Genomic DNA, 26171 nt, shown 5'->3' with positions numbered 1-26171 from the left:
CAACCTTTTTTCTAAAGTTTGGGGGCTTTTAGTGTGTTACAAAAAAGAACAAGTCAAAACGGTGTGCGTATTGTCTATGAACACATCCCACATGTCCGATCAGTTGCTGTCGGAGTATGGGTTGATGTTGGATCTAGACATGAAAAACCTGAAGAAAATGGCTTAACTCATTTTATCGAACATATGCTTTTTAAAGGAACTGCTACTCGGTCTGCTCGTCAGATTGCTGAAGAGTTCGATCGTATTGGTGGTCATGTCAATGCATTTACATCAAAAGAACAAACCTGCTATTATGCAAAAGTATTAGACCATCATGCGAAGCATGCCATTTCGGTATTGGCAGATATGTTTTTCCATTCTCAGTTTGATGAACAGGAATTAGAGAAAGAACGCCAAGTGGTATTAGAAGAAATACTGATGGTAGAAGATACACCTGATGATGATGTCCATGAACAATTATGGAATGTGATGTATCCCAACCAGACGCTAGGTGCATCGATTTTGGGGACTAAAGAATCACTCGAAACGTTCAACAAAGATTCAATCCATCAATTTATGGATCATCATTATCGACCTGAACATATTGTGATTTCTATCGCGGGGAATATTCCGGATGGCTTGATCGATTACACTGATTCCTTATTCGGTCAATTCAGATCAAGTACTGCAATGTCTGCTCGTCCATCGTTTGACACACCAGTTTTCCAACCGGGTGAATCACGTAAATCACGCGAAACGGAACAAGGGCATATATGTCTTGGCTATCCTGGACTAAGCGTGAAAGATAAGCATATTTATGATCTTGTTGTATTGAATAATATTCTGGGTGGAAATATGTCTTCCCGTCTGTTCCAGGAAGTCCGTGAAGAAAAAGCGTTGGCTTACTCCATCTATTCGTATCATTCTTCATATGAAGATGCAGGATCCGTTGCTATTTATGGAGGGACTTCCAGCAATCAATTGCAGAAACTCCAGGAAACCATTTATGAAACCATTCAAAAAGTGGTGGATGAAGGGGTTACCGATACAGAAGTGAACAATGCAAAAGAGCAATTAAAAGGAAATTTAATGCTCGGTTTAGAGAGCACGAACGCTCGAATGAATCGCAATGGGAAAAATGAATTAATTTTCAATGAACATAAAACGTATGATGAAGTATTGGAGTCGATTGATGAAGTGCATATCCATCAAGTACAGAAACTCGTAACGGATATTTTTACCATTCAACCAGCCATCTCAATCATTACACCAAAAGACTAATCCTTTGTAATTGTCTCAGACTGTAGACAAACTCTTATTTTTGAGTTTGTTTGCAGTCTTTTTAATTTGATTTAGATATGAAATATGTAGGGAATTTACTAAAACCCGTGCTCTACATTGCTGCACTGCTTCGTAGGAAAGATTAGACCCAATCAACCTTTGGTCCTAATCTTTCCTGCAGACTAACTCCCGAGCCGCTTCGAGCTTAAGCTCTCCAGGGTCTCGAAAGTCAGTTTTTCGGCGGGAGTGTCACAATTCCCTTTAGAGATGCTGATACAATTGACTGATTGCCAATCATTGAAACTTATCATTCATTAAGTACGTATCCATTTTTACACTACCTTCTTAAATTACTAAAACCAGTTAGTTTAACAAGGAATATGAGAGTGTATTTTCTTTTAGGGGTTGAGAACTTGTTAAAAAGGAAATATGGTGACCGTTCAGGATGGAAGAGAGTAACAAAAAGAGAATATATACAATCTTTTCTTGATACCGAAGAGTTTCAAGGATATGTTACTTTACTAAAAGTTCATCGTGTTTCAGAGCCGTTATTTGTTAAATACGGTGAAAGAAATGTTTGTATTGTTAATGACGGTTATAGTTGGCTACAACATTTCCCAAGTGGAAAAAGCCATTCATTAACAACGATGTTCGATTCTAAAGGCGAGGTTGTTCAGTGGTATATTGATATCTGTCAAAGCAATGGTTGTGAAAATGATATACCTTGGTTGGACGACTTATTTCTAGATATTGTTGTACTACCATCAGGAGAAATTATTCAGTTAGATGCTGATGAACTCGAAGATGCGTTAGCTGTCGGAATAATTGATAACACTTTATACAATAGTGCATGTTACGAAGCAGATAGAATTAATAATTTGATTAAGTCCAATAAATTTGTGTTGATGACCCTGGCAAAAGAACATAGAGCATTACTTCTTGAGAAAAGTAGCAAACCAGTTTGACTTAAAAAACTAAGGGTGCGTATCAAAAAACTGACATTAAAATTTAGGCTCTATTTAAGACTGAAATATCAACAATTGTTGAGGGGTGGACGAAGTGACTTAGTCACAGTCCACCCCTCTTTGTCCTTAACACCTTCCACGGTAGAAGTTGGTTTAACATGACCTTCTTCACATTTCTTGATGTCTAGCTCCGAAGGCCAGACCGCACCTAAGCTTGGGCCCACAGGATGTGGGTCATGAAGGCGTAGCGACACGATGTCGCGCTTTCGCCTTCCCTCCTAAACCTCTTTCGAAAGCAAGCTTTCGAATCGGCCCTTCCAGCGCCGGCGTCGGTCTAAATTGGCCATCTTCACATTTCGTGATGTCTAGCTCCAAGCGCCAGCTCGCACCTCCGCTTCAGAACCTCATTCGGAAACGGGTTTCCGATTCGTTTCTTCCACCGTCGGAGTCGAGCTAAAGTAGCGCTTTCTGCTTTTCGTGTGAACATGTGGTCTTTTTTTGCATATATTTAAGGAGATGAACATGGAGGAGGAGTCATATGTTGCTATCAGAATTGGCGGTAAAAGAATTAATCCAAGTTGAAGACGGCAAACGATTTGGATTGCTTGCTGATACTGAATTACTATTTGAGCCAACGAGTGGAAAAATCATTGGATTTCTCGTATTAAAAGAACAAGGCAATCGGCCCTTTAAATCGAAATCAACCAGTCAAAATGTCTACATTGCTTGGGAAGATATCGTCCTTATCGGTGAACATCGGATACTCTTCACTAAGACGTCTCATCTACATGCGGATCAATCCATATGACGAACCGAAAATGGTGTGTCATAGGTACGGATCCTCGCATGGAAAAGCTTGCTACTTTGTTGAAAAACATTGACGAGCAAGTATTATATATCCCATCCAAAGCATGGAGTTATCAAGTGGAACGGGATTTGTTGTCTTTTCAACCAGAAATCATGGTCTTACCTATTCAGCCACTTGAAATTGTAACCGATACAATTGGAATGGAATTTTTTCAAAACGTAAAAAAATGTTTCATCGGAAAATTATCTCCAGAGTGGACACGCTTTTTTGAAGCAAGTGAACTGAATACAGTAGCCTACCTTGAAGATGAACAATTTATTTGGTTGAATGCAAAGTTAACGGCAGAAGGATTTATTGCTGCCTATTATCTAGAAGAACATGAAACCGTTGCAGGCAAACAATTTATGATATCCGGTTTCGGGCGAGTAGCAAAATTGCTGGCGACACAGCTTAAACGGATGGATGCACATCCACTGATAGTCGTACGCTCACCAGTCCAATTGGCTGAAGCTCAGGCGATGGGCTACGAAGTGAAAAAATTAGAAAAAGGAATTTCCTGTGATCAGGCAATATTCATCAACACAATTCCTGCGAAATGGTTAACAGAAGATTATCAATCGTTACTAAAAACCAGCAAACGGTTTTATGATATTGCTTCCGCTCCTGGCTGCTTAGAATTGGAGGGCGATTATGCTGAATGCTATCGCCTCTGTACTTCTTTGCCAGGGCAATTTTTGAAAGAAGATGCATCAAAAATATTGTTTAAATGTTTGACAGAATCAGCTAAAGATATCTAAGGAGGAACGGTGTGCTAACAGGTAAAAGAATAGGGTTCGGTATAACAGCATCACATTGTACGTATGAAGAAGTAGTTCCGAAAATCACTATTTTGAGAGAACAGGGTGCAGTGGTTGTACCAGTCGTTTCACATTCCGTGCTAGTAGCTGCCACTCGCTTTGGCACAGGGGATGAATGGGTAAGAAAAATAGAGGATGCTGCTGGGGCAAAAGTAATTTCCACTATTGCCGATGCAGAACCACTCGGACCAAAAGCGCCACTTGATTGCATGGTCATTGCACCAATAACGGGCAATTCAATCAGTCGCTTAGCTAATGCAATAACGGATTCACCTGTTTTGATGGCTGCCAAAGCAACCATGCGAATCGGTCGACCTGTCGTCCTTGGCATTTCAACTAATGATGCACTTGGATTAAATGGCGTAAACGTCATGAGATTAATAAATGCCAAACACATTTACTTCATTCCATTCGGTCAGGATGATCCATATAAAAAACCAAACTCCCTCATCTCCGATTTCAATCAGATTCTACCAACGATTGTCAAAGCTCTAGAACATCAACAACTTCAACCCTTATTAATCCAACACGGGCAATCGGATTAATTTTCATGCACAATCACGCAAGTTTATGATACAATACCGTCATTATGACCAATTAGTTGGCTAGAGGGAGTGAGTGTCATGGCTAAAAGCTACACAGTAGCTGTTGTCGGTGCAACCGGTGCAGTTGGAGAGAAAATGATGGAACAACTCGTAAAACGAAATTTTCCAATTCAACATATAAAGTTCCTGGCTTCAAAACGTTCAGCCGGAAAAAACATTGAATTCAAAGGGAAATCTTATACGATTGAAGAAGCGACACCTGAGGCATTTGAGGGTGTTGATATTGCATTATTCAGCGCAGGAGGATCAGTTTCGAAAGTCCTTGCGCCAGAAGCGGCTAAACGTGGGGCAGTCGTTATCGACAACACAAGTGCATTCCGAATGGATAAAGATATTCCACTCGTCGTGCCTGAAGTGAATCGTCAAGATCTTAAATTGCACAATGGCATCATAGCCAATCCAAACTGTTCGACGATTCAAATGGTTTGTGCATTGCAACCAATTAAAGAAGCGTTTGGTTTGAATAATGTGATCGTTTCCACGTATCAAGCTGTTTCAGGTGCTGGAGCTGTTGCAATTAATGAGCTCGAAGCCCAAAGTGCTACATTTGGGGAAACTAAAAATGCAGTGGCTCAAGTATTGCCAGTTAAAAGTGCTGAGACACATTATCCAATCGCGTTCAATGCTATTCCTCAAATTGATACATTTGATGATAATGGCTTTACACTGGAAGAAATGAAAATGATTAATGAAACGAAGAAAATCATGCATGCTCCGGATTTATCGGTTGCAGCTACATGTGTACGATTGCCGGTTGTATCTGGCCACTCTGAGTCTGTCTTTATTGAAGTCGATAAAGAGGGCGTAAGCGTTGCTGATATAAGGTCCATTTTAGAAGCTGCAAAAGGTATTGAAGTACTTGATAATCCTGCGAAACAACAATACCCTATGCCTTTGTTTGCAGAAGGTCAAGATGCAGTTTTCGTTGGTCGCATTCGAAAAGATCTGTCAAATGACAAAGGGTTCCACATGTGGATTGTTGCAGATAATTTATTAAAAGGTGCAGCATTGAACTCAATCCAAATAGCTGAAGCAATGATTGAAGACGGAATTATTTAAAAGGGGAGATTCTTATGAATATCGGTCGCGTATCTACTGCGATGGTCACACCATTCTTACCAGATGGCTCCATACATTTTGAAATGGTCGCAAAACTTATCGAATATTTAATCGCAACTGGCACAGACTCGATTGTGGTCTGTGGAACAACGGGAGAATCTCCTACATTAACGAATCAAGAAAAAGCAGACTTAATCCGTTTTACTGTAGAATCAGTTAACAAACGAATCCCAGTCTATGCAGGTACTGGTAGCAATAGCACGAGAGCATCAATCGAACTGACCAAAATAGCTGAAGAAGCCGGAGTGGATGGCATTATGCTCGTTACTCCGTATTACAATAAGCCGGATCAACGAGGGATGTATGAGCATTTTAAAACGATCGCGAATGAAACGAAATTGCCTGTACTTCTTTATAATATACCGGGTCGTTCAGTAGTTAATATGTTGCCAGATACGGTTCTGGCATTAAGTAAGATTTCAAACATCCAAGCAATCAAAGAGGCTGGCGGGAATTTGGAGCAAATGTCTGATATTATTTCAGAATGCCAGGCAGATTTCGCAGTTTATAGTGGGGATGATGGATTAACTTTGCCATTGCTTTCAATCGGAGGTGCAGGTGTAGTGTCTGTAGCTTCTCATATTGTAGGCGAAGATATGCAAAAGTTAATTCGTGCTTTTGAAGAAGGCAGACACACTGATGCAGCGGAAATACACCATGCGATGTTACCACTCATTCGTGCACTCTTTGCAAAACCGAATCCCGTGCCAGTGAAATATGCATTATCTAAACTGGGTTTAGATGTTGGATCAGTTCGACTTCCGCTTGTTGAAATGACGAGTGATGAGAAGCAAGATTTCGATCAAGCTTGGGCGAAATATGAGGCAAAAAGAAAAAGTTTTAAATAAATTTTGAAAGGTCAGTGTTCAGCTGACCTTTTTTTGTTTGTACTGTTGTCATACGTCCCGTATAATGATTACTAGTGGATGTTGATCGGGTAATTTTTAGGAGGAAAGCAAGTGACTAAAACAATAAATGAAACCATCCGTATTATCCCCCTCGGTGGAGTTGGGGAAATCGGAAAAGCAATGTACGTAGTAGAAATAGATGAAGAAATCTTTGTCGTAGACAGTGGACTCATGTTCCCTGAAGACGAAATGCTTGGAATTGATATTGTCATTCCGGACGTAACATACTTAGAAGAAAATAAAGCGCGCGTAAAAGGAATCTTTTTAACACACGGGCATGAAGATGCAATCGGCTCAATTTCGTATTTGTTGAACAAGATCCATGCACCAGTCTACGGTTCTCGTTTGACGATTGCCTTAGCAAAAGAGCATCTGAAAGAATTGCCGGCCGCACAGCCTGTAAAATTCTTTGAAGTGACTAACAAAAGTCGCATGAACTTCAAATCGACTCATGTTACATTTTTCCATACAACACATAGTATTCCCGATTCTTTAGGGATTGTCTTCCATACATCTGAGGGCGCGATTGTGCATACGGGAGAATTTAAATTCGACCAATCTGCTAAAGGGAGTTACCGTCCAGACATCGCTAAAATGGCTGGTCTTGGTGAAGAAGGGGTATTTATTTTAATGTCTGATTCTACTGAAGCGGAGCGACCTGGATACACAACTCCTGAATCGGTGATTGAAGAACAACTTTCGGAAACTTTCCACGGTGCAAAAGGCCGTATTCTAGTTTCCTTGTATTCTTCTAACTTCATTCGTATCCAACAAGTGTTTGACACAGCAATTGAGTCAAAACGCAAAGTAGCGGTTGTAGGTAAAACATTGGAAAACGTCTTTGATGTTGGAAAACGTCTCGAATACTTGAAAATTGATGAAGAAACATTAATTTCAATCAAAGAAATCGGCAATTATGCAGATGATGAAGTAGTTATTATCGTTTCGGGTAACCAAGGGGAACCTCTTGAAGCGCTTGAAAAAATGGTTAGAAAACATCATAAAGATGTGAAAATCAAAGATACAGACACAGTGTTAATTACATTCACTCCGTCACCAGGTATGGAAGTTGCGATGTTTAAAACAATGAATCACTTAGCAAAAACTGGTGCAAAAGTTTTAACTGCCAGTAAAAAAGTGCATGTTTCCGGACATGGCAGCCAAGAAGATTTAAAAATGATGCTGAACTTGATGAAACCTAAATTCTTTATCCCGATTCAAGGTGAATACCGCATGCTGATGGCTCACTCAAAACTTGCCCAGGCTACTGGTTTGGCCAAGTCACAAATCTTTATTGCAGATAAAGGGGATATTGTCGAATATAAAGCTGGTAAAATGCGTATGAGCGGCCGCGTTCAGGCAGGTAACGTGTTAATCGATGGTATTGGAATAGGAGACGTTGGGAACATCGTTCTGCGTGACCGTAAACTTCTGTCACAAGACGGTATCTTTATCGTAGTCGTTACCTTAAACCGCGCACAAAAGAAAATTGCATCTGGTCCAGAAATCTTATCCCGTGGATTTGTCTACGTACGTGAGTCTGAACAGCTTATGGATGAATCAGCTGAGTTAGTGAAGAAAATCGTTGAGAAATATGTCAGCAAAGAAACGTTCGAATGGACAAACATAAAACAAGAAATACGTGATACCTTAAATTCGTACTTATACCAAAAAACGAAAAGACGTCCGATGATCATCCCGATTATTATGGAATATTAAGGTGAAAAACGGAAGGATTTCCTCGCTATTTGTAGCGGCAGGAAATCCTTTTTCTTTCACATAAAGATGAAAGCACTTAAGACGACCGAGCTTTGAACAGTGGAGTAGTCTTCATATGTATATCGCTTTAAATGCTTTTCACTAATTAACTAACCAAAGAAGGTGATCGAAGTGACAAGAAGAAAGAAAAAGGTTGTTAAAAAGAAAAAGCCCACTTCTATACATCCACTCATGTATGAAATTGCTGGCTTACTGATAATCGGACTCGGCATCATTACTTTTTTTGAATTAGGAGCTGTTGGCTTCATTTTTTCGTCAATCGCCAGGTTTTTCTTTGGAAATTGGCATTTTGCAGTTCCATTATTATGTATTGTCATTGCACTCATGATGATGATTAACCGAGCCGTACCTGGAATGAATAATCGAATTGTTTTAGGACTATTCAGTATCTTAGGCAGCTTGACACTTTTCAGCCACTTAGCATTATTTGAACAATTGTTTCAAGGTGGCGCACTTATAAGCGATTCTGTTCTTCGTGAAACATGGCGAATATTGATTGAAAGCGAAGGAATTGTTAACCGTGACCAATCGTTGGGGGGCGGGATATTGGGGGCATTTCTTTTTGCCACATTCCATGTCCTGTTTGATTCTGGCGGGGCGACTATTGCCGCATGGCTGCTAGTTATGATTGGCTTTATTCTGCTGTCTGGTAAAGCACTCGTTCCTTATTTAGCCAGCCAGGTACCGATTTGGAAAAAGAATTGGTCGGCCATGATGACACAAAAGAGAAAAACAAAAGCTGCTGCTCCAAAAGTGCAACGAAGAAGTGACAAACGGAAAAAATCCGAGAGTTCGCCTCCAGTTGCACAAGATCTAGAAGTCGCTACAACCCTCAGAGAACCTGAACCCGTTCATACTTCGCCAATTATATCTGCCTTTTCCGAACGTGCAGAGAAAGTTGTTGAAATAAAGCCGGAGCCAGAAATAGAGAAAAATGAAGAATTAAATGAAAAAGTATTCGATTCTGTATCAGAAGCAGTGATGGAAAATAAAGATTACCAACTTCCTGCTGCTTCTCTTTTAAATGCACCACCACATAGTGATCAAAGCGGTGAATATTCAATCATTCAAGCCAATGCAAAAAAACTGGAGAAGACGTTTAACAGCTTTGGTGTCAAAGCTCGTGTGACGCAAGTGCATTTAGGTCCTGCAGTTACAAAATATGAAGTTTTGCCTGACACTGGTGTGAAAGTAAGTAAGATTGTCAGTCTCAGTGATGACCTGGCATTAGCTCTTGCAGCTCGGGATATCCGAATTGAGGCCCCGATTCCTGGAAAATCCGCAATCGGAATAGAAGTACCGAATCAGGAAGTAGCCATCGTAAGTTTACGTGAAGTGCTGGAAGCAAAAGAAAACAATAAACCAGATGCGAAATTGATGATCGGACTTGGTCGTGATATTACCGGACAAGCTGTTCTTGCGGAATTAAATAAAATGCCTCATCTACTGGTTGCCGGTTCGACCGGAAGCGGGAAAAGTGTATGTATTAACGGCATTATTGTTAGTATCATTATGCGTGCGAAACCTCACGAAGTGAAAATGATGATGATTGACCCGAAAATGGTCGAGTTGAATGTTTACAACGGAATTCCTCATTTGTTGGCACCTGTCGTAACAGATCCTCGAAAAGCATCTCAGGCACTTAAAAAAGTGGTGTCAGAAATGGAACGTCGATATGATCTATTTTCTCATACAGGTACACGCAATATAGAAGGATATAACGATCACATTCGTAAGTGGAATGAAGAGAACGATGAAAAACATCCCCAGTTACCTTATATTGTAGTCATTGTAGACGAATTGGCAGATTTGATGATGGTCGCATCCAACGACGTGGAAGATTCAATTACAAGACTTGCACAAATGGCTCGGGCGGCTGGGATACATTTAATTATTGCGACGCAACGTCCAAGTGTGGATGTTATTACAGGGGTAATTAAAGCGAATATTCCTTCACGAATTGCGTTTGCTGTTTCGTCTTCCATTGATTCCCGTACGATTTTGGATATGGGGGGAGCAGAGAAACTACTTGGCCGTGGAGATATGTTATTTTTAGCAGCCGGTGCATCGAAACCAGTCCGCGTACAGGGAGCTTTCTTATCGGATCAGGAAGTAGAAAAAGTAGTTGATTTTGCAATTGCTCAGCAAAAAGCACAATATCAAGAAGAAATGATTCCAACCGAAATTGAAGAAGTATCAGTGGATGAACAGACGGATGATTTATATGATGAAGCTGTGCAACTCGTTACGGATATGCAAACAGCATCGGTTTCTTTATTGCAACGAAGATTCCGAGTCGGCTATTCAAGAGCGGCACGAATTATCGATCAGATGGAAATGCGCGGAGTGATTGGACCTTATGAAGGTAGCAAGCCAAGACAAGTTCTTCAATCCAAGCAAGATGACATAACATAAGATCTTTTATATGACAAAAGCATTACAAAAAAATTAAGTTTTTTACGAAACTTTTCGTAAATACCCAAAAATCTATTTATTTACACAAATAAAAGTGGTATAGTATGTCTGATTAGTAGGAAAGTTTTACATCAGATGTCTGATCTCTGCTGTTGGTGGTGATATGTATGTCAATAAAAACAGATCATCGTCATTTGTATCTTCAAGTGATCGATCGTCTTAAAGACGATATTGCAAACGGTGTATTCGAAGAGAAGGAAAAATTGCCTTCAGAATTTGAACTGGCCAAATCACTTGGAATCAGTCGTGCGACACTTCGTGAAGCACTTAGACTGTTGGAAGAAGAAAATGTTATCGTAAGACGTCATGGTGTAGGTACATTTGTTAATTCGAAACCAGTTTTCACTTCTGGTATCGAACATTTAACAAGTATCTCCTCTATGATACGGAAAGTGGGCATGGAACCAGGTACTATTTATTTGAGTTCTATGGAAGCGCTTCCGTCTGAAGATGATATAAAACGCTTTCATTGCGAAATTGACGAATCAGTCATTACAATTGAACGTGTAAGGACAGCAAATGGTGAACCAGTTGTGTATTGTGTGGACAAAGTTCCCGCAAAGTATTTGCCTTCTGATTTTTTAAGTAGGCAAGAAGGATCGATTTTCACAGCAATTGAAGAATCCGGGGAAATCCGGGTAACTTATGCTGTTACTTTTATCGACCCAACAGGCTACCACGAAGTGGCATCTCCGATTTTAGAGTGTGAACCTGAAACGGCGTTACTAGTTCTGAAGCAATTACATTATAATGACAAAGATCAAGTAGTATTATATTCAAAAAACTATTTTAGAGCTGACAAATTCAGTTTCCATGTAGTCCGTAAAAGGGTGTAAAACATCAAACTTCCTGCTAATAAGAAAAAACATTTTTTGGGGGGTCTCAAATTGACAAAGCGTAAATTTGGTTTAGCTTTATCGATGGTATTAGCTGCTAGTACAATTCTAGGAGCATGTGGTACTGACAAAGATAAGAATGAAGGTAACGGTTCTGCTGGAGAAAAAGAAGCAATTGATTTCTCAGTAGCAATGGTAACTGACGTTGGTGGAGTAGACGATAAATCATTCAACCAATCTGCTTGGGAAGGTTTAGAAGCATTTGGTGCAGACAATGGTCTTGAAAAAGGCGATGGTGGAATTGATTACTTACAATCACAATCGGACGCTGACTACAACACAAACTTAAATCTCTTAGTACGTCGTAACTTTGATTTAGTATTCGGAATTGGTTTCTTAATGGAGAAATCAGTAAATGAAATCGCAACTCAAAAACCTGATAATCATCTTGCTATTATTGATGCAGTAGTAGATCAACCAAATGTTGCTTCAGTATTATTCAAAGAGCAAGAAGGTTCTTACCTTGCAGGTGTTGCTGCAGCATTAATGACTAAATCGAAAAAAATCGGTTTCGTTGGTGGTATGGATATCCCTGTAATCGAACGTTTTGAAGCTGGATTCCTTGAAGGCGTAAAAGCTGTCGATCCAAGCATCGAAGTTGATGTTCAGTACACAGGTGCATTTGACAAAGCTGAACTTGGTAAAACAACTGCTAACCGCATGTATTCTTCAGGCGTAGATATTATTTTCCACGCTGCAGGTGGTACTGGTAACGGTGTATTCGCAGAAGCTAAAGAATTGAAAACTAAAGATCCAGATGCTTATGTTTGGGTAATTGGTGTTGACTCTGACCAATATGACGAAGGTGCTGTTGGCGACGATAACATAACATTAACTTCAATGTTAAAACGCGTTGACGTAGCTGTACAAAACATTTCTAAATTGGCTGCAGAAGATAAATTCCCAGGTGGCGAAACAACAGTTTACGGTTTAGCTGAAGATGGCGTTGGCTTAGCGGATTCTCGTGGAGCAATTCCAGATGATGTTTTAGCTCAAATCGATGAGTATGCTAAGAAAATCGCTGATGGCGAAGTAACAGTTCCTGAAACTGTAGAGTAATTTAACACTTGAATAAGTCATCATAAAGACCGGATTTCCGGTCTTTATGATGTTTTTATTGCCCTTAATAAATTAATAGATGAAAGGTTTTATAGATAAAGCCTTTCCTGTGTTAATTTAATTTTCATTTAAAAAGTGCCTAAGGGAGTGAATATATTGGAACACGTTATTGAAATGCTGAATATCCGAAAAGAGTTCGGAAATTTCGTTGCAAATGACAACATTACCCTTCAACTTAAACAAGGCGAAATTCATGCTCTTCTCGGTGAGAATGGTGCAGGGAAATCGACGTTGATGAACGTACTCTTCGGCCTTTACCAGCCAGAAGGCGGAGAAATCCGTGTTCGTGGTCAAGAAGTTAAGATTACGGATCCAAATGTTGCGAATAACCTCGGAATCGGGATGGTTCACCAACATTTCATGTTAGTTGAAGATTTTTCTGTTACAGAAAACATCATTTTAGGTAGTGAGCCAACTAAGTTTGGTATGATTTCTGTGAAAACTGCTGCTAAAAAAGTACAAGAGCTGTCTGAACTTTATGGATTAGACGTCGACCCGTATGCAAAAATTGAAGACATTTCAGTTGGTATGCAACAACGTGTTGAGATTTTGAAAACATTGTATCGTGGCGCTGAAATATTAATTTTTGATGAACCGACTGCATCTCTGACTCCACAAGAAATTACGGAATTAATTCAGATTATGCGTCGCTTAATTGAAGAAGGAAAATCTATTATCTTAATTACTCATAAATTAAAAGAGATTATGGATGTTTCGGACCGTGTGACGGTTATTCGAAAAGGGCAAGGCATCGGTACAGTGGTGACTGCTGAGACAAACCCCAATGAACTTGCTTCCTTGATGGTTGGACGTCAAGTGGAATTTAAAACAGTCAAAGGTCCTGCTAACCCTACGACAGATGTTCTGGACGTGAAAGATTTAGTGGTTACTGATTACCGGGGGATTGAAAAAGTAAGAGGCCTTAACCTAAATGTTCGTAAAGGTGAAATTGTCGGAATTGCCGGTATTGACGGAAATGGTCAATCGGAATTGATTGAAGCAATTACTGGTCTGCGTAAAGTGAAAAGCGGACAAGTTTTCATGAATGGTCAAGATATTACAGGTAAACGACCACGCAAGATTACGGAATCTGGTGTTGGTCATATTCCTCAAGATCGTCATAAACATGGTCTTGTCCTTGATTTCCCAATAGGTCATAACATTGCTTTACAAACGTATTATACAAGCCCAAATTCAAAAAATGGCTTTATGAATTATTCGACCATTTCGAAAAAAGCGAATGAAATCATTCAAAAATACGATGTGCGTACTCAGGGAGATCATGAACCTGCACGTGCATTATCAGGTGGTAATCAACAAAAAGCCATTATCGGCCGTGAAATTGATAGGGATCCGGATTTACTGATTGCCGCTCTGCCTACCCGCGGATTGGACGTCGGTGCGATTGAATTTATTCATCAGCGTTTAATCGAACAACGCGATAAAGGAAAAGCTGTCTTGTTAATTTCATTTGAATTAGATGAAGTCATGAACGTATCTGATCGTATTGCGGTCATATATGATGGGCAAATCGTGGATACTTTGGATCCTCTTCAAACAAACGAACAAGAACTTGGATTGTTAATGGCGGGTCAATCGAAAAAAGGCGCTATGACAAATCAAGTGAAAGAGGAGGGCAGCTCCCATGTCTAATCGTTTAGTTAATATTCTTGTTCCTGTCATTTCCGTTATTCTGGGATTACTTGTAGGGGCAATTGTTATGTTAGTTAGTGGATACGATCCAGTCGCTGGCTATGCAGCATTATGGAACGGAATTTTTGGTGATGTTTATACGATGGGTGAAACCGTCCGACAAATTACACCATACATTCTTGCTGGTTTAGCGGTTGCATTTGCATTCCGTACAGGACTATTTAACATTGGCGTTGAAGGACAATTAATCGTTGGCTGGTTTGCAGCGGCGTATGTAGGAGTTGCCTTTGATTTTCCAAAATACATTCACTTGCCACTTGCGTTAATTGCGGCAGCTGGAGCGGGAGCGTTATGGGGCTTCATTCCTGGACTTCTTAAAGCTCGCTTTAAAGTCCATGAAGTAATTGTCACAATCATGATGAACTATATAGCACTTCACACAACAAACGCATTAGTGAAAACGTTTTCTAATGGAGGAGACAATACGGGGGCAATTCACCCAACGGCGTCACTTCGTTCAGAATTCCTTGAAAACATGACAGATTTCTCACGTCTTCATTACGGAATTCTAATAGCACTTGCCATGGTTTTAGTAATGTGGTTAATTTTAGAGAAAACAACTCGCGGATTTGAATTGAAAGCAGTTGGTTTAAACCAAAATGCTTCAGAATATGCGGGAATGAACGTCAATAAAAATATCATTCTAGCAATGGTCATTTCTGGTGCCTTTGCTGGTCTAGGTGGAGCGATGGAAGCATTGGGTACGTTTGAATATGCTTCTGTTAAAGGCGGCTTTACAGGTATTGGTTTTGATGGTATTGCGGTTGCACTACTTGGTGCTAACACGCCACTTGGTGTTATTTTCGGGGCAGCATTATTTGGTTCATTAAAATATGGAGCTTTAAATATGCCAAATGAAGCGGGTATTCCTACCGAAATCGTATCTATTGTCATTGCGATTATCATTTTCTTCGTAGCTTCAGGCTACGTCATTCGATTATTTGTTGAACGCTTCAGCAAGAAAAAGGAGGCGAAGTAACATGAGTTTCTTGGAAGTATTATATTTTCTAATCCCTGCAGCCATTGCTTATGCAGCGCCTCTAATTTTAACCGCTATCGGTGGGGTTTTCTCTGAGCGTTCTGGTGTAGTAAACATTGGATTGGAAGGACTCATGGTCATGGGTGCTTTCATTGGTATTCTATTTAACTTATCTTTCGTTCATATATTTGGACAAGGTACAGAGTGGATGGCTCTTCTTGCTGCTATGGTTGTCGCTTCATTATTTTCATTACTGCATGCCGTGGCTTCTGTATCATTCCGTGCGGATCAAGTCGTTTCTGGTGTAGCAATTAACTTATTGGCAGTGGCGCTTTGTTTGTTCCTAGTAAAAATGATTTACGGAAAAGGACAAACAGACTTTGTTCAAGAACGATTCTTGCGTGACGATATTCCGTTCTTAAAAGATATTCCAATTTTAGGCCCGATGTTTTTCCAGAACGTCTATTGGACTTCTGTTTTAGCAATTGGGATTGCTATTCTAGCATGGGTTGTCCTGTATTACACTCCATTCGGTCTGCGTCTTCGTGCTGTAGGCGAACATCCAATGGCCGCTGATACAATGGGAATAAATGTAACACGTATGCGTTATATTGCTGTCATGATTTCAGGTGGTTTAGCCGGTATCGGTGGCGCGATTTATTCACAGTCGATTTCATTGGACTTCAGTCATTCAACAATCAATGGACAAGGATTTATGGCACTTGCTGCAATGATCTTTGGTAAGTGGCATCCCCTGGGTGCGATGGGGGCAGCTTTGTTCTTTGGGTTTGCTCAAGCGTTAAGTATTGTCGGTGGATCATTGCCGATAATCAGCGAAATTCCAAGTGTTTTCTTACTGATTTTACCTTATGTCTTAACAATCCTTGCCTTAGCAGGATTCATTGGTAAAGCAAATGCACCAAAGGCTATAGGAACACCTTATATAAAAGGGAAACGATAAAATCGATCTTAAAAGGACCGGGCATTTTGCCTGGTCCTTTCATTTTTTGTTTACACATTTAGTTAATGGTAATTTACTGAGTTGTTTTATCAATTTGTACATTTGGCGCACGTTTCTCTAATTCGAAAATGAAAAGGTCAATGTCTTTAGGTGAAATCTTCACACTTCCTAAAGTTGCTGATTTATAAAATAATTCAATACCTTGTTTTGATGATAACAAGCGGTAACCAGTAAAGATTTCAGTTGTGGGAGAAATCCTTGTTATATCTTCATATGGGATTCGACTTTTAAATAACCCACCTTTTACAAACAAGTGGTCATTATATAGGACGTATTTAATAGAAAAAGCAGACCACAATAGTACCCCAATTGATAACACACATAAGGAAAGTACAGTAATGGTATCAATACTCGTTCTATCATAATCTAAAAGCAGAGGAAACAAAAATACGCCAAGGATAATAAATACTGTGATTGATATGATTCCAACGAAAAATTTATCTATTTTTGAACTAAACTCCAAAAAATATCACCTCCTAATTTAACTACGAATAGCTAATAGGAAAGTTTCACTGGATTTACATTTTTTTCAATGAACAATTCTTTTGTTCACCGGTGATTAAGATTCAGGAATTAATTGACAACAGATATTTGGATCCCTAGCAAGAGGTATTTATGGGACGTAAGACTTATATTTTTTCACGAGCTATTTGCAATCATTTACCAGCACAATGTATAGTGAAAGATATGGTATGGCATATTAATGAAATAGGAGGGATTTCGATGTTTCAAACAATCGAGTTACAACCAGGCATCCATCTACATATTAGGCCTACAGATCAATTTAAAACTGTAAACTTTTCATTTAAATTCAAACAATTATTGACTAATCAATCTGCTTCAGAACGTTCAGTACTTTCAAATGTATTGTTGCATAGTAATGAGCTTTTCCCATCCAATTCAGCTTTCCGGAGCCATTTAGATGAGCTTTACGGGACGATTATGTATTTAGACTCAAGCAAAAAGGGGAGTGATCATTCTGTCACTTTGCTTGCTGAGTCTGTCAATGATCAATATTTGTCTACTGGTGGAGTGTTGGATCAAGTAATTAATCTTATGCAAACGGTTCTTTTCAGCCCAAATCTGGAGCAGGGAACATTCAAAGAATCGATTGTAAAACGTGAAAAAGATACAGTCATTCAACGTATTGAGTCAATATACGATGATAAAACCCGATATGCACAACAGCGACTGGTTGAATTAATGCGACCAAATAACCCAGCTTCTATTGGTGCAAACGGGACCATCAAAGATGTTAATGCGATTACCAAGGAATCCTTATTTAAAGCCTACAAGAAAATGCTAGAAGAAGATGAGTTGGATATTTATGTTGTGGGTGACGTGGATGTAGAAGAAATGACTGCCAAGCTGAAACAAGCATTTCCTTTCAAAGCACGATCGAAAAAGCAAAAAAATGTTCATGAAAATATTGAGCATAAAACCGCTGAGAAAAATAAAGTTAACGAACAACAAGAAATGAAGCAAGGGAAATTGCATATTGGGTACAATACACCCGTTACGTTTACGCATCCTGATTTTCCAAAAATGCAAATTACGAATGGCATTTTCGGTGGATATCCTCATGCGAAGTTGTTCCTGAACGTTCGTGAAAAAGAAAGCATGGCTTATTATGTGTCAAGTTCATTCTCTTCAGCATATGGATTAGTATTTGTTCTTGCTGGAATTGATGCGAGTAAACAAGAAAAAGCAGTGCGTTTAATTGATGAACAATTGGAGGCAATGAAAAATGGGGAGATTTCAAAAAATGAAATCGATCAAACTGTTGCCATGTTGAAGAATCAATTAAAAGAAGCGCTTGATTCTGCTCGAGGACAAATCGAGATTTATGATCAATACAAAGACCTTGATGAAAAATTCTCAGTTGATTCATGGGTTGAAAAGTGGACATCAGTCACGAAAGAAGATATTCAGGAAATGGCAAAATCAATTAATAAAGAACTTGTTTATTTCTTGTCTGGAAAGGAGGAGCTGTCGCATGAAGGAGCTTCACTTTAAACAATTGGATGAAAAAATGTACCATGAAAAAATGAATAATGGTCTGGAAGTATATATCTTGCCTAAAAAAGGCTTCTCGAAAACATTTGTGACCTTTACAACAAAGTATGGGGCAATTGATCGTACTTTCGTGCCGTTAGGTGAGTCAGAGCAAATTACTGTCCCGGATGGAATTGCTCATTTCCTGGAACATAAAATGTTTGAAAAAGAAGACGGCGACGTATTTCAGAAATTTAGTGGATATGGGGCATCTGCCAATGCATTTACTTCCTTTACCCGTACAGCGTATTTATTTTCCTCAACGGATCACTTGTATGAAAACACGGAAACGCTCTTGAATTTTGTGCAGGAGCCTTACTTCACACAAGCAACTGTTGAAAAAGAAAAAGGGATTATCGGTCAAGAAATCACGATGTATGATGATCAACCTGACTGGCGATTGTATTTTGGCACTATTGAAAATATGTACAGAGATCATCCCGTGAAAATCGATATTGCAGGAACAATCGATTCGATTGATAAAATTACTGCTGAGCATTTATATACTTGTTATGAAACGTTCTACCATCCGTCAAATATGTTATTGTTCGTTGTTGGCGCAGTAGATCCGGAAAAAATGATGACTTATATCCGAGAAAATCAGTCTAAAAAAGAATTTGCCGAACCACAACCGATCCAACGCGCTTTTCCTGAAGAACCATTGGAAGTTGCAAAACATGAAAATAAATTGTTAATGGATGTTCAGAAACCAAAAGTATATATTGGACTAAAAGCGAAAGAAACTTCTCTGCAAGGCGATGCCATGATGAAACACGAGCTGGGAATTCAACTTGCATTGGAATTGATTTTTGGCCGATCTTCGGACTTCTATGTGGAAGCCTATGAAAAAGGCTGGATCGATGAATCGTATGCTTTTGATTTCACATTGGAAAAAGGCTATGGCTTTGCTTTGATTGGTTCTGACACTTCAATGCCGAAAGAATTAATTGAAGCAATTAAAAAAGAACTGAAAAAAGTTGAAGAGAAATGGCCATTTGGACAAAGCGATTTAGACCGTGTCCGCAAGAAGAAAATTGGATATTTCCTTCGTGCCTTAAATTCAGTGGAATTTATTGCGAACCAATTTACTCGTTACGCATTTAATGATATGGATTTATTTGATGCTGTTCCTTCTCTTGAGAAGATGACTGTTGAGGACTTGCAACAAGCTTTCAAATCCATACAAGGTGAAGAACAACAGACTGTATTTTCTGTTCTTCCGAAGAAAGAGCAATCGGCATCATGAAGAAATTTGCCTGCATTTTTGGGGCATCGGGTGAAATAGGGCAAGCCATTGCATATGACATGTCCAAACATGGCTGGAGTTTGTATTTACATTTCAATGAAAACAAACAGTCCATTGATCAATTAATATCACATTTACAAGATCTTTATCCGAACCAAGAATTTCATGTCATTCAAGGAGACCTTGCTGACAATAAAGCAATCCATTTTATTTGTACACAACTTTTTGAAGTTCAAACGATTGTCTTTGCATCTGGTCAGGCTTTGTATAAATTACTTGAAGAGACCACACCTCAAGAAATGGAAATGGTGTGGCGAACGCATGTGCAAGCACCTATGACAATCATCGGTCAGCTAGCTCCTAAATTAAGACGGCACGACCGGTCTTATATAAACTTTATCGGCTCGATATGGGGAGAAACTGGAGCGGCTGGAGAAACTGTTTATTCAGCAGTCAAAGGTGCGCAGCATGCTTTCGTAAAAGCTTATGCGAAGGAATCAGGGGCATCTGGAGTTCGAGTCAATGTTATTGCCCCAGGAATCATTGATACGAAAATGAATGAAGCATTCGATGCGGGAGAAAGAATAGCGCTTGAAGATGAGATTCCTCTTCAAACATTCGGTAAACCTCAGGACGTAGCTAATCTTGTAACTTTTTTAACCAGTGGAAATGCGGATTATATAACGGGTCAAGTGCTCCGGGTAAATGGCGGTTGGTACATATAAATTCTTTTTTTGCACATACTGTTTGTGAAAAGGAGGAATGGACATGGCCTTACTTGAAAACTGGCAAAAATGGACACACTTTCTGGGTGTAAATGTAATGAACGCCGAATCAACTGGGATGACTAAAAAAGCCATCCAATCAACAGCTTATGAAATCGGCGATTACTTAGCCAAAAATGTGGATCCTAAGAACGAACAAGAGCGTGTTTTGTCGGATTTATGGTCAGTTGCTACTGAAGATGAACAACATGCATTGGCGAACATGGTCGTCAAATTAGTTCAACAAAAAACTGTACAGTAAAAGAAAAGAAGGACATTGTTCCTTCTTTTCTTTTTTCCTTTTCTTACGTACATAAATCAGCTATGATAGAACCTAGAGTAGTTTGGAAACGTCATCTATTGAGAAAGACTTGAAAGGTGTCGCATTAGGAGGATTTTTGTTGAAAAATACTTGCTCCTTCAATAAGTTAGGCGGAAAGGTCGTTACATTATGCGCGAATGGTATTTTGAATATGAAATACAAATAAACCGTCCAGGATTGCTTGGGGATATTGCCTCTTTACTTGGTATGCTTCGTGTTAACATTGTGACAATTAACGGTGTAGACCAGGGCAGACGAGGGTTGTTGCTTCGTGCAGAGAATGATGAGCAAATTGAACGTTTTGAATTGATTGTTTCAACGATGGAAACGATAAAAGTTACAAAGTTCCGGGAACCGAAACTACGTGACATTTTAGCAGTCAGACACGGTCGATACATACAACGAGATGCGGATGATCGAAAAACATTTCGTTTTGTTCGGGATGAATTAGGTCTACTCGTCGATTTTATGGCAGAATTGTTTAAGCAAGAAGGACATAAATTAATCGGGATTCGTGGAATGCCTCGAGTAGGAAAAACCGAATCAGTTGTTGCTGCTAGCGTCAGTGCAAATAAAAAATGGGTGTTTTTATCTTCAACCATGATTAAACAAACCGTCCGTAGCCAATTGGCAGGAGACGAATTCAGTGATAACAATATATTTATCCTGGACGGAATCGTGACGAGACAATCTACAGATGAACGTCATTTACAGTTGGTGCGTGAAATGATGCGCCTCCCGTCAATTAAAGTAGTTGAACATCCTGATATGTTCGTTCAACAATCAGATTACACGATTGAAGACTTTGATTACATTATTGAATTGCGACACGAACCAGATGAAGAAATAACATACGAAATGATGGAAAAAAACCAGATGATGTCTGAAAGAGGTAACTTGGACGGCTTCGGTGGTTTTAACTTTTAACAGGCAGGTGTTTTAGTTGACTGAATTAGGAACTCGTCTTAAAGAGGCGAGAACGGCAAAAGGATATAGTTTGGATGACTTGCAGGAAATGACGAAAATACAAAAACGTTATCTTGCCGGTATCGAAGAAGGCAACTACAGCATGATGCCGGGTCCGTTTTATGTTCGAGCATTTATTAAGCAATATGCTGATGCAGTTGGATTGAATTCTGATGAATTGCTAGAGTCGTATAAGCAGGAAGTACCTTCTTCCACGAGTGAAGAAGTGCGTCAAACGATGACGTCTGCCCCTTCTAGACGCCGACCGATTGGAAGATCATCGAATAGTATGAACGAGATGATCCCGATGATCGTAGTGGCACTATTCATTATTATTGGTATCGTGATTTTTTGGTTTTCCTATCAAAATTTAGCGAAAAATGATGACCCATCTGAGGACGCTGTCGAGGACGAAGTGTCTATTGAACCTCCGACCGGAGATGAAACTCCGACCGAAGATGAACCTCCGGTTGAAGAAGAGCCGGAAGTACCAGAAGATGTAGAGCCAGTACCGACTCAGAAAATTGAAATGGGTGCAATTGATGGTGATGGTGAAACAACTAATTATACGCTTACAGGAGCCGAAACATTTTCAGTGAAAATTGTTGCACGAGGCAGAACATGGGTTGGTGTTAAAAATCCATCCGGTGTAGAAATGCTGGGTCGTGAATTAGCCGTGGGAGAAACGGTTAACCTAGATCTAAGTGATTTACCTTCGGCGCGTATTCGAGTTGGATCAGCATCGCAAATAGATGTCTTTGTCAATGACGAAAAAGTGGAGTATGGAATTTCACCAGCAGAAAAAGTTGTTCAAAATATGATGATTCAATTTTCAAAACAGCAATAGTCATCTCTAACAAGATGGCTATTTTCTTTGAATCGAGAGGAGACAAAAATGAATATACCAAATCAAATTACGGTTTCAAGAATCATCATGATCCCAATATTTGTTGTTTTCATGTTAGTTGATTTTGGCTGGGGTGATGTTACATTTTTAGGATCAACTATACCAGTTGAACATTTAATTGGCGCAATCATTTTTATTTTTGCATCAGTAACGGACTTTATTGATGGATATTATGCGCGTAAACATAACCTGGTAACGAATATGGGTAAGTTCCTGGATCCACTAGCTGATAAATTATTGGTTTCAGCAGCCTTGATCATCCTTGTAGAACTTGGATTCGCACCTGCTTGGATTGTTATCATAATAATCAGCCGCGAATTTGCTGTTACGGGACTTCGTTTAATTCTTGCAGAAGAAGGTGAAGTTGTGGCAGCGAAACAATTGGGGAAAATCAAGATGTGGACTCAAATTGTCGCGATTTCCGCATTGCTACTTCACAATATTATTTTTGAAATGTTCTCTATTCCATTCGCTTCAATCATGTTGTATGTGTCATTGTTCTTTACGGTTTGGTCTGGATGGGATTACTTCTATGCAAACCGCCGTGTGTTACTCGACTCAAAATAGGGGCGTGAATGTAGATGAATGCTGAAATTATTGCAGTAGGATCTGAACTGTTGCTTGGACAAATCACAAATACAAATGCACGCTATATTTCGAGTCAACTGGCTGAACTGGGTGTCAATGTCTATTATCATACGGTAGTTGGTGATAACGCGGAGCGTTTAAAACAAGCGATTGAATTGGCTGAAACACGAGCGGATCTAATTGTATTCTCTGGAGGACTTGGTCCAACCAAGGACGACTTGACGAAAGAAACTATTGCAAGGCACGTAGGAACGGACCTCGTTATGGACGAGACCGCACTGATTTCCATTGAAGCATTCTTTAACCGTATAAACCTTCCGATGACTGAAAACAACAAGAAGCAGGCTCTTGTACTTGATGGCTGTGAAGTGTTGGCTAATCATAACGGTATGGCTCCGGGGATGTTCTATTCAAAAGGAAACCATGTGTATATCCTTCTGCCTGGACCACCTAAAGAAATGGAACCAATGTTTCAATTAGAAGCAAAGCCCGTTTTGGCGAAATGGCTGAATCAAGGAGAAGTGATTATTTCACACGTCCTTCGTTTTTATGGAATCGGTGAAGCGGAGCTTGAAACACGGATTATGGATTTACTGGATGCCCAAACTAATCCAACTATTGCGCCACTAGCTTCCGATGGGGAAGTCACTTTGCGGATTACCGCCAAAACTTCTACAGAAGAAGAAGCCCTAAAATTGATTCAAGAAACTGAACAAGTATTACTTTCACGCGTAGGAGATTATTTATACGGTTACAACGATGACTCGCTTGCATCAAGTGCAAGCAAATTATTAATAGAGCAAGGATTGACGATATCGGCAGCTGAAAGTTTGACTGCTGGATTATTCCAATCAGAACTGGCTGCCATCCCTGGTGTAAGTCAAACATTGGTTGGTGGTGTGGTTACATACACAGCGGAGTCGAAAATGAATCAGCTCGGAGTCTCAAAAGACATCATCGACCAATATGGAGTTGTGAGTGCTGAATGTGCGACTGCCATGGCCAGTAGGGTGAAAGCAATGTTCCAAACGGATATAGGCGTCGGACTGACAGGTGCAGCTGGTCCTAACTCTCATGATAATAAGCCAGCAGGCACTGTGTGGATCGCAATCAGCCTTCCTAATGATGATGTGGTGACTCACGAACTGCATTTAAGCGATATGCGTAATACCAATCGTCTGAGAGCAGTGATGAGGACGTTCCATTATTTGATTCAATTGCTATCAAACAATCAAGCACAATAATAGATTTGTAAAGGAGCAATCATTCTCATAAAGATTGCTCCTTTTTTGATAGGCACTGTAAAAAGAATGTTCCTCACTAGCCAACAAGAATGAACACCACATACTTGTGGGTCTCCAGCTTCATGCGATTGCGGCATTGTGGACTGTTCTACTTTTCGAAAAGGGGATTAACTCTCACTGGTTTTGGAGCAACTTTTTCAAATTTGAAATCAACTTTCGCGATTTGGGAGCAACTAACCAATCTGCTCGTACACGGAAAGGGAACCGATTCCTTCTATATTTTTTAATAATCTACAATAATAGTTTTATAGAGCCTTTTGAATAATGATGAGCTTGTCATTAAATATGATAAAAAAATAAACCGAATAAACGTTCGCTTTTTTCTTGTATATTTCTCATAAACCAAGTATAGTAGAGACAGAAGTTAAATTAGTGTTTAAATCAAAGGAGGAACCATTCTTGAGCGATCGTAAAGCAGCGTTAGACATGGCGTTAAAACAAATTGAGAAACAATTCGGTAAAGGTTCTATTATGAAACTTGGCGAAAAAACTGATCGTGAAGTATTGACTACTTCCAGCGGATCTCTTGCACTTGACGTGGCACTTGGTGTGGGCGGATATCCAAGAGGACGTATTATTGAAATTTATGGACCTGAAAGCTCAGGTAAAACAACTGTGGCACTTCATGCGATTGCAGAAGCACAAGCAGCTGGTGGACAAGCAGCTTTCATCGATGCTGAACATGCGCTTGATCCAATTTATGCACAAAATTTAGGCGTAAACATAGATGAATTATTATTATCACAACCAGATACAGGTGAACAGGCATTAGAAATTTGTGAAGCACTTGTACGTAGTGGTGCAGTTGATATCGTTGTTATTGACTCAGTTGCTGCACTTGTACCTAAAGCTGAAATTGAAGGCGATATGGGTGACTCTCACGTAGGTCTTCAAGCGCGCTTGATGTCACAAGCTTTACGTAAATTGTCTGGTGCAATCAGCAAGTCAAAAACTACGGCAATCTTCATCAACCAAATTCGTGAAAAAGTCGGCGTTATGTTCGGTAACCCGGAGGTAACACCTGGTGGGCGCGCACTTAAATTCTATAGTTCAGTGCGTCTAGAAGTCCGTCGTGCAGAAGCCATCAAGTCGGGTAACGATTTCATGGGGAACAAAACGAAAATTAAAGTCGTTAAAAACAAAGTAGCACCTCCATTCCGTACTGCGGAAGTCGATGTTATGTATGGACAAGGGATTTCACGTGAAGGTGAAATCGTTGATTTAGGAGTCGAAATGGACATCGTGAACAAGAGCGGTTCTTGGTATGCATATAACGATGATCGTTTAGGCCAAGGACGCGAAAATGCAAAACAATTCCTTAAAGATAATCCTTCAACACGTAATGAGATTGCTCAAAAAATCCGTGCAGCTTATGGCATGATGGCCACAGCTTACACAATTGCAGCTCATGAGGAAGAAGAAGATGAAGAGTTTGAGTTATTACTAGATGAAAAATAAGATTTAAGTAGTAGCCTGCCGTAAAAATCGGCAGGCTATTTTCCTTTAAGGACACTC

At 39.7% G+C, this 26171-nt stretch carries 24 protein-coding genes; 23 read left to right on the top strand and 1 reads right to left on the bottom strand.

What is annotated here, in order from left to right:
• The first annotated feature begins 33 nt into the window (after window positions 1-33).
• From HMPREF1210_RS05320 to HMPREF1210_RS05255, 14 genes are all read left to right on the top strand, one after another.
• Entirely contained in the window at window positions 34-1260 is a 1227-nt protein-coding gene (locus HMPREF1210_RS05320) for a pitrilysin family protein (protein WP_016427591.1), read from the top strand.
• A gap of 413 nt (window positions 1261-1673) precedes the next feature.
• Window positions 1674-2225, top strand: a complete 552-nt coding sequence (locus HMPREF1210_RS05315) for a DUF402 domain-containing protein (protein WP_036659390.1) — start codon at window positions 1674-1676, stop codon at window positions 2223-2225.
• A gap of 538 nt (window positions 2226-2763) precedes the next feature.
• Window positions 2764-3033 (top strand): YlmC/YmxH family sporulation protein, encoded by a 270-nt coding sequence (locus HMPREF1210_RS05310; RefSeq protein ID WP_016427589.1) that lies wholly within the window; start codon window positions 2764-2766, stop codon window positions 3031-3033.
• On the top strand, window positions 3030-3830 hold the full coding sequence (locus HMPREF1210_RS05305) for a hypothetical protein (protein ID WP_016427588.1): 801 nt from the start codon (window positions 3030-3032) through the stop codon (window positions 3828-3830). Before HMPREF1210_RS05310 ends, HMPREF1210_RS05305 begins: the two co-directional genes overlap by 4 nt.
• Before the next feature lie 11 nt (window positions 3831-3841).
• On the top strand, window positions 3842-4435 hold the full coding sequence (locus HMPREF1210_RS05300; protein ID WP_016427587.1) for a dipicolinate synthase subunit B: 594 nt from the start codon (window positions 3842-3844) through the stop codon (window positions 4433-4435).
• 78 nt (window positions 4436-4513) lie between these two features.
• Entirely contained in the window at window positions 4514-5554 is a 1041-nt protein-coding gene (locus HMPREF1210_RS05295) for an aspartate-semialdehyde dehydrogenase (protein WP_016427586.1), read from the top strand.
• Between the two features lie 14 nt (window positions 5555-5568).
• Entirely contained in the window at window positions 5569-6462 is an 894-nt protein-coding gene (gene dapA / locus HMPREF1210_RS05290; RefSeq protein WP_016427585.1) for a 4-hydroxy-tetrahydrodipicolinate synthase, read from the top strand.
• A gap of 111 nt (window positions 6463-6573) precedes the next feature.
• Window positions 6574-8241 carry a ribonuclease J gene (locus HMPREF1210_RS05285; RefSeq protein WP_016427584.1) on the top strand — a complete coding sequence of 556 codons (1668 nt, stop codon included), beginning with the start codon at window positions 6574-6576 and terminating at the stop codon, window positions 8239-8241.
• A gap of 171 nt (window positions 8242-8412) precedes the next feature.
• On the top strand, window positions 8413-10716 hold the full coding sequence (locus HMPREF1210_RS05280) for a DNA translocase FtsK (protein WP_016427583.1): 2304 nt from the start codon (window positions 8413-8415) through the stop codon (window positions 10714-10716).
• Between the two features lie 167 nt (window positions 10717-10883).
• Complete coding sequence (locus tag HMPREF1210_RS05275; protein WP_016427582.1) at window positions 10884-11612, top strand: GntR family transcriptional regulator; 729 nt, start codon at window positions 10884-10886, stop codon at window positions 11610-11612.
• Between the two features lie 51 nt (window positions 11613-11663).
• Window positions 11664-12731 carry a BMP family protein gene (locus HMPREF1210_RS05270; RefSeq protein ID WP_016427581.1) on the top strand — a complete coding sequence of 356 codons (1068 nt, stop codon included), beginning with the start codon at window positions 11664-11666 and terminating at the stop codon, window positions 12729-12731.
• A 156-nt stretch (window positions 12732-12887) separates the two neighbouring features.
• Window positions 12888-14444: an ABC transporter ATP-binding protein gene (locus tag HMPREF1210_RS05265; RefSeq protein ID WP_016427580.1), complete on the top strand. Its 1557-nt coding sequence runs from the start codon at window positions 12888-12890 to the stop codon at window positions 14442-14444.
• Window positions 14437-15483 carry an ABC transporter permease gene (locus tag HMPREF1210_RS05260; protein WP_016427579.1) on the top strand — a complete coding sequence of 349 codons (1047 nt, stop codon included), beginning with the start codon at window positions 14437-14439 and terminating at the stop codon, window positions 15481-15483. The genes HMPREF1210_RS05265 and HMPREF1210_RS05260 overlap by 8 nt, the downstream gene beginning before the upstream one ends.
• 1 nt (window position 15484) lies before the next feature.
• Complete coding sequence (locus tag HMPREF1210_RS05255; RefSeq protein ID WP_016427578.1) at window positions 15485-16444, top strand: ABC transporter permease; 960 nt, start codon at window positions 15485-15487, stop codon at window positions 16442-16444.
• A 73-nt stretch (window positions 16445-16517) separates the two neighbouring features.
• Here the strand turns inward: HMPREF1210_RS05255 and HMPREF1210_RS05250 are convergent, their stop codons facing one another.
• Window positions 16518-16967: a PH domain-containing protein gene (locus tag HMPREF1210_RS05250; RefSeq protein WP_016427577.1), complete on the bottom strand. Its 450-nt coding sequence runs from the start codon at window positions 16965-16967 to the stop codon at window positions 16518-16520.
• Between the two features lie 260 nt (window positions 16968-17227).
• On the opposite strand from HMPREF1210_RS05250, the gene yfmF reads away from it, so the two are divergent.
• The 9 genes from yfmF to recA all read left to right on the top strand — a co-directional run bounded on the left by yfmF (window position 17228) and on the right by recA (window position 26114).
• Window positions 17228-18520, top strand: a complete 1293-nt coding sequence (gene yfmF, locus HMPREF1210_RS05245) for an EF-P 5-aminopentanol modification-associated protein YfmF (protein WP_036659389.1) — start codon at window positions 17228-17230, stop codon at window positions 18518-18520.
• Window positions 18501-19805: an EF-P 5-aminopentanol modification-associated protein YfmH gene (gene yfmH / locus HMPREF1210_RS05240; RefSeq protein ID WP_016427575.1), complete on the top strand. Its 1305-nt coding sequence runs from the start codon at window positions 18501-18503 to the stop codon at window positions 19803-19805. Before yfmF ends, yfmH begins: the two co-directional genes overlap by 20 nt.
• A complete protein-coding gene (gene ymfI / locus HMPREF1210_RS05235) occupies window positions 19802-20530 on the top strand; it encodes an elongation factor P 5-aminopentanone reductase (RefSeq protein ID WP_016427574.1) in 729 nt (242 codons plus the stop codon). Before yfmH ends, ymfI begins: the two co-directional genes overlap by 4 nt.
• Before the next feature lie 43 nt (window positions 20531-20573).
• Entirely contained in the window at window positions 20574-20831 is a 258-nt protein-coding gene (locus HMPREF1210_RS05230) for a DUF3243 domain-containing protein (RefSeq protein ID WP_016427573.1), read from the top strand.
• A 189-nt stretch (window positions 20832-21020) separates the two neighbouring features.
• Window positions 21021-21818 carry a DUF3388 domain-containing protein gene (locus tag HMPREF1210_RS05225; RefSeq protein ID WP_016427572.1) on the top strand — a complete coding sequence of 266 codons (798 nt, stop codon included), beginning with the start codon at window positions 21021-21023 and terminating at the stop codon, window positions 21816-21818.
• A gap of 16 nt (window positions 21819-21834) precedes the next feature.
• On the top strand, window positions 21835-22704 hold the full coding sequence (locus tag HMPREF1210_RS05220) for a helix-turn-helix domain-containing protein (protein ID WP_016427571.1): 870 nt from the start codon (window positions 21835-21837) through the stop codon (window positions 22702-22704).
• Between the two features lie 48 nt (window positions 22705-22752).
• On the top strand, window positions 22753-23331 hold the full coding sequence (gene pgsA / locus HMPREF1210_RS05215; protein WP_016427570.1) for a CDP-diacylglycerol--glycerol-3-phosphate 3-phosphatidyltransferase: 579 nt from the start codon (window positions 22753-22755) through the stop codon (window positions 23329-23331).
• 14 nt (window positions 23332-23345) lie between these two features.
• Window positions 23346-24596, top strand: coding sequence for a competence/damage-inducible protein A (locus HMPREF1210_RS05210; protein WP_016427569.1), 1251 nt, complete (start codon window positions 23346-23348; stop codon window positions 24594-24596).
• Window positions 24597-25055: 459 nt separating this feature from the next.
• Window positions 25056-26114 carry a recombinase RecA gene (gene recA, locus HMPREF1210_RS05205; protein ID WP_016427568.1) on the top strand — a complete coding sequence of 353 codons (1059 nt, stop codon included), beginning with the start codon at window positions 25056-25058 and terminating at the stop codon, window positions 26112-26114.
• Window positions 26115-26171 lie beyond the last annotated feature (57 nt).

The sequence above is a fragment of the Paenisporosarcina sp. HGH0030 genome, assembly GCF_000411295.1.
Lineage (GTDB): Bacteria > Bacillota > Bacilli > Bacillales_A > Planococcaceae > Paenisporosarcina.
This window is presented reverse-complemented; position numbering and strand designations above follow the sequence as displayed.

What these genes read in the sequence shown, in the direction of transcription:
- yfmF (WP_036659389.1), top strand. Translation starts at nt 17,228, where the DNA reads ATGTTTCAAACAATCGAGTTACAACCAGGCATCCATCTACATATTAGG.
- HMPREF1210_RS05295 (WP_016427586.1), top strand. Translation starts at nt 4,514, where the DNA reads ATGGCTAAAAGCTACACAGTAGCTGTTGTCGGTGCAACCGGTGCAGTT.
- HMPREF1210_RS05230 (WP_016427573.1), top strand. Translation starts at nt 20,574, where the DNA reads ATGGCCTTACTTGAAAACTGGCAAAAATGGACACACTTTCTGGGTGTA.
- HMPREF1210_RS05225 (WP_016427572.1), top strand. Translation starts at nt 21,021, where the DNA reads ATGCGCGAATGGTATTTTGAATATGAAATACAAATAAACCGTCCAGGA.
- HMPREF1210_RS05305 (WP_016427588.1), top strand. Translation starts at nt 3,030, where the DNA reads ATGACGAACCGAAAATGGTGTGTCATAGGTACGGATCCTCGCATGGAA.
- pgsA (WP_016427570.1), top strand. Translation starts at nt 22,753, where the DNA reads ATGAATATACCAAATCAAATTACGGTTTCAAGAATCATCATGATCCCA.
- HMPREF1210_RS05260 (WP_016427579.1), top strand. Translation starts at nt 14,437, where the DNA reads ATGTCTAATCGTTTAGTTAATATTCTTGTTCCTGTCATTTCCGTTATT.
- ymfI (WP_016427574.1), top strand. Translation starts at nt 19,802, where the DNA reads ATGAAGAAATTTGCCTGCATTTTTGGGGCATCGGGTGAAATAGGGCAA.
- HMPREF1210_RS05255 (WP_016427578.1), top strand. Translation starts at nt 15,485, where the DNA reads ATGAGTTTCTTGGAAGTATTATATTTTCTAATCCCTGCAGCCATTGCT.
- HMPREF1210_RS05210 (WP_016427569.1), top strand. Translation starts at nt 23,346, where the DNA reads ATGAATGCTGAAATTATTGCAGTAGGATCTGAACTGTTGCTTGGACAA.
- yfmH (WP_016427575.1), top strand. Translation starts at nt 18,501, where the DNA reads ATGAAGGAGCTTCACTTTAAACAATTGGATGAAAAAATGTACCATGAA.
- HMPREF1210_RS05310 (WP_016427589.1), top strand. Translation starts at nt 2,764, where the DNA reads ATGTTGCTATCAGAATTGGCGGTAAAAGAATTAATCCAAGTTGAAGAC.
- dapA (WP_016427585.1), top strand. Translation starts at nt 5,569, where the DNA reads ATGAATATCGGTCGCGTATCTACTGCGATGGTCACACCATTCTTACCA.
- HMPREF1210_RS05275 (WP_016427582.1), top strand. Translation starts at nt 10,884, where the DNA reads ATGTCAATAAAAACAGATCATCGTCATTTGTATCTTCAAGTGATCGAT.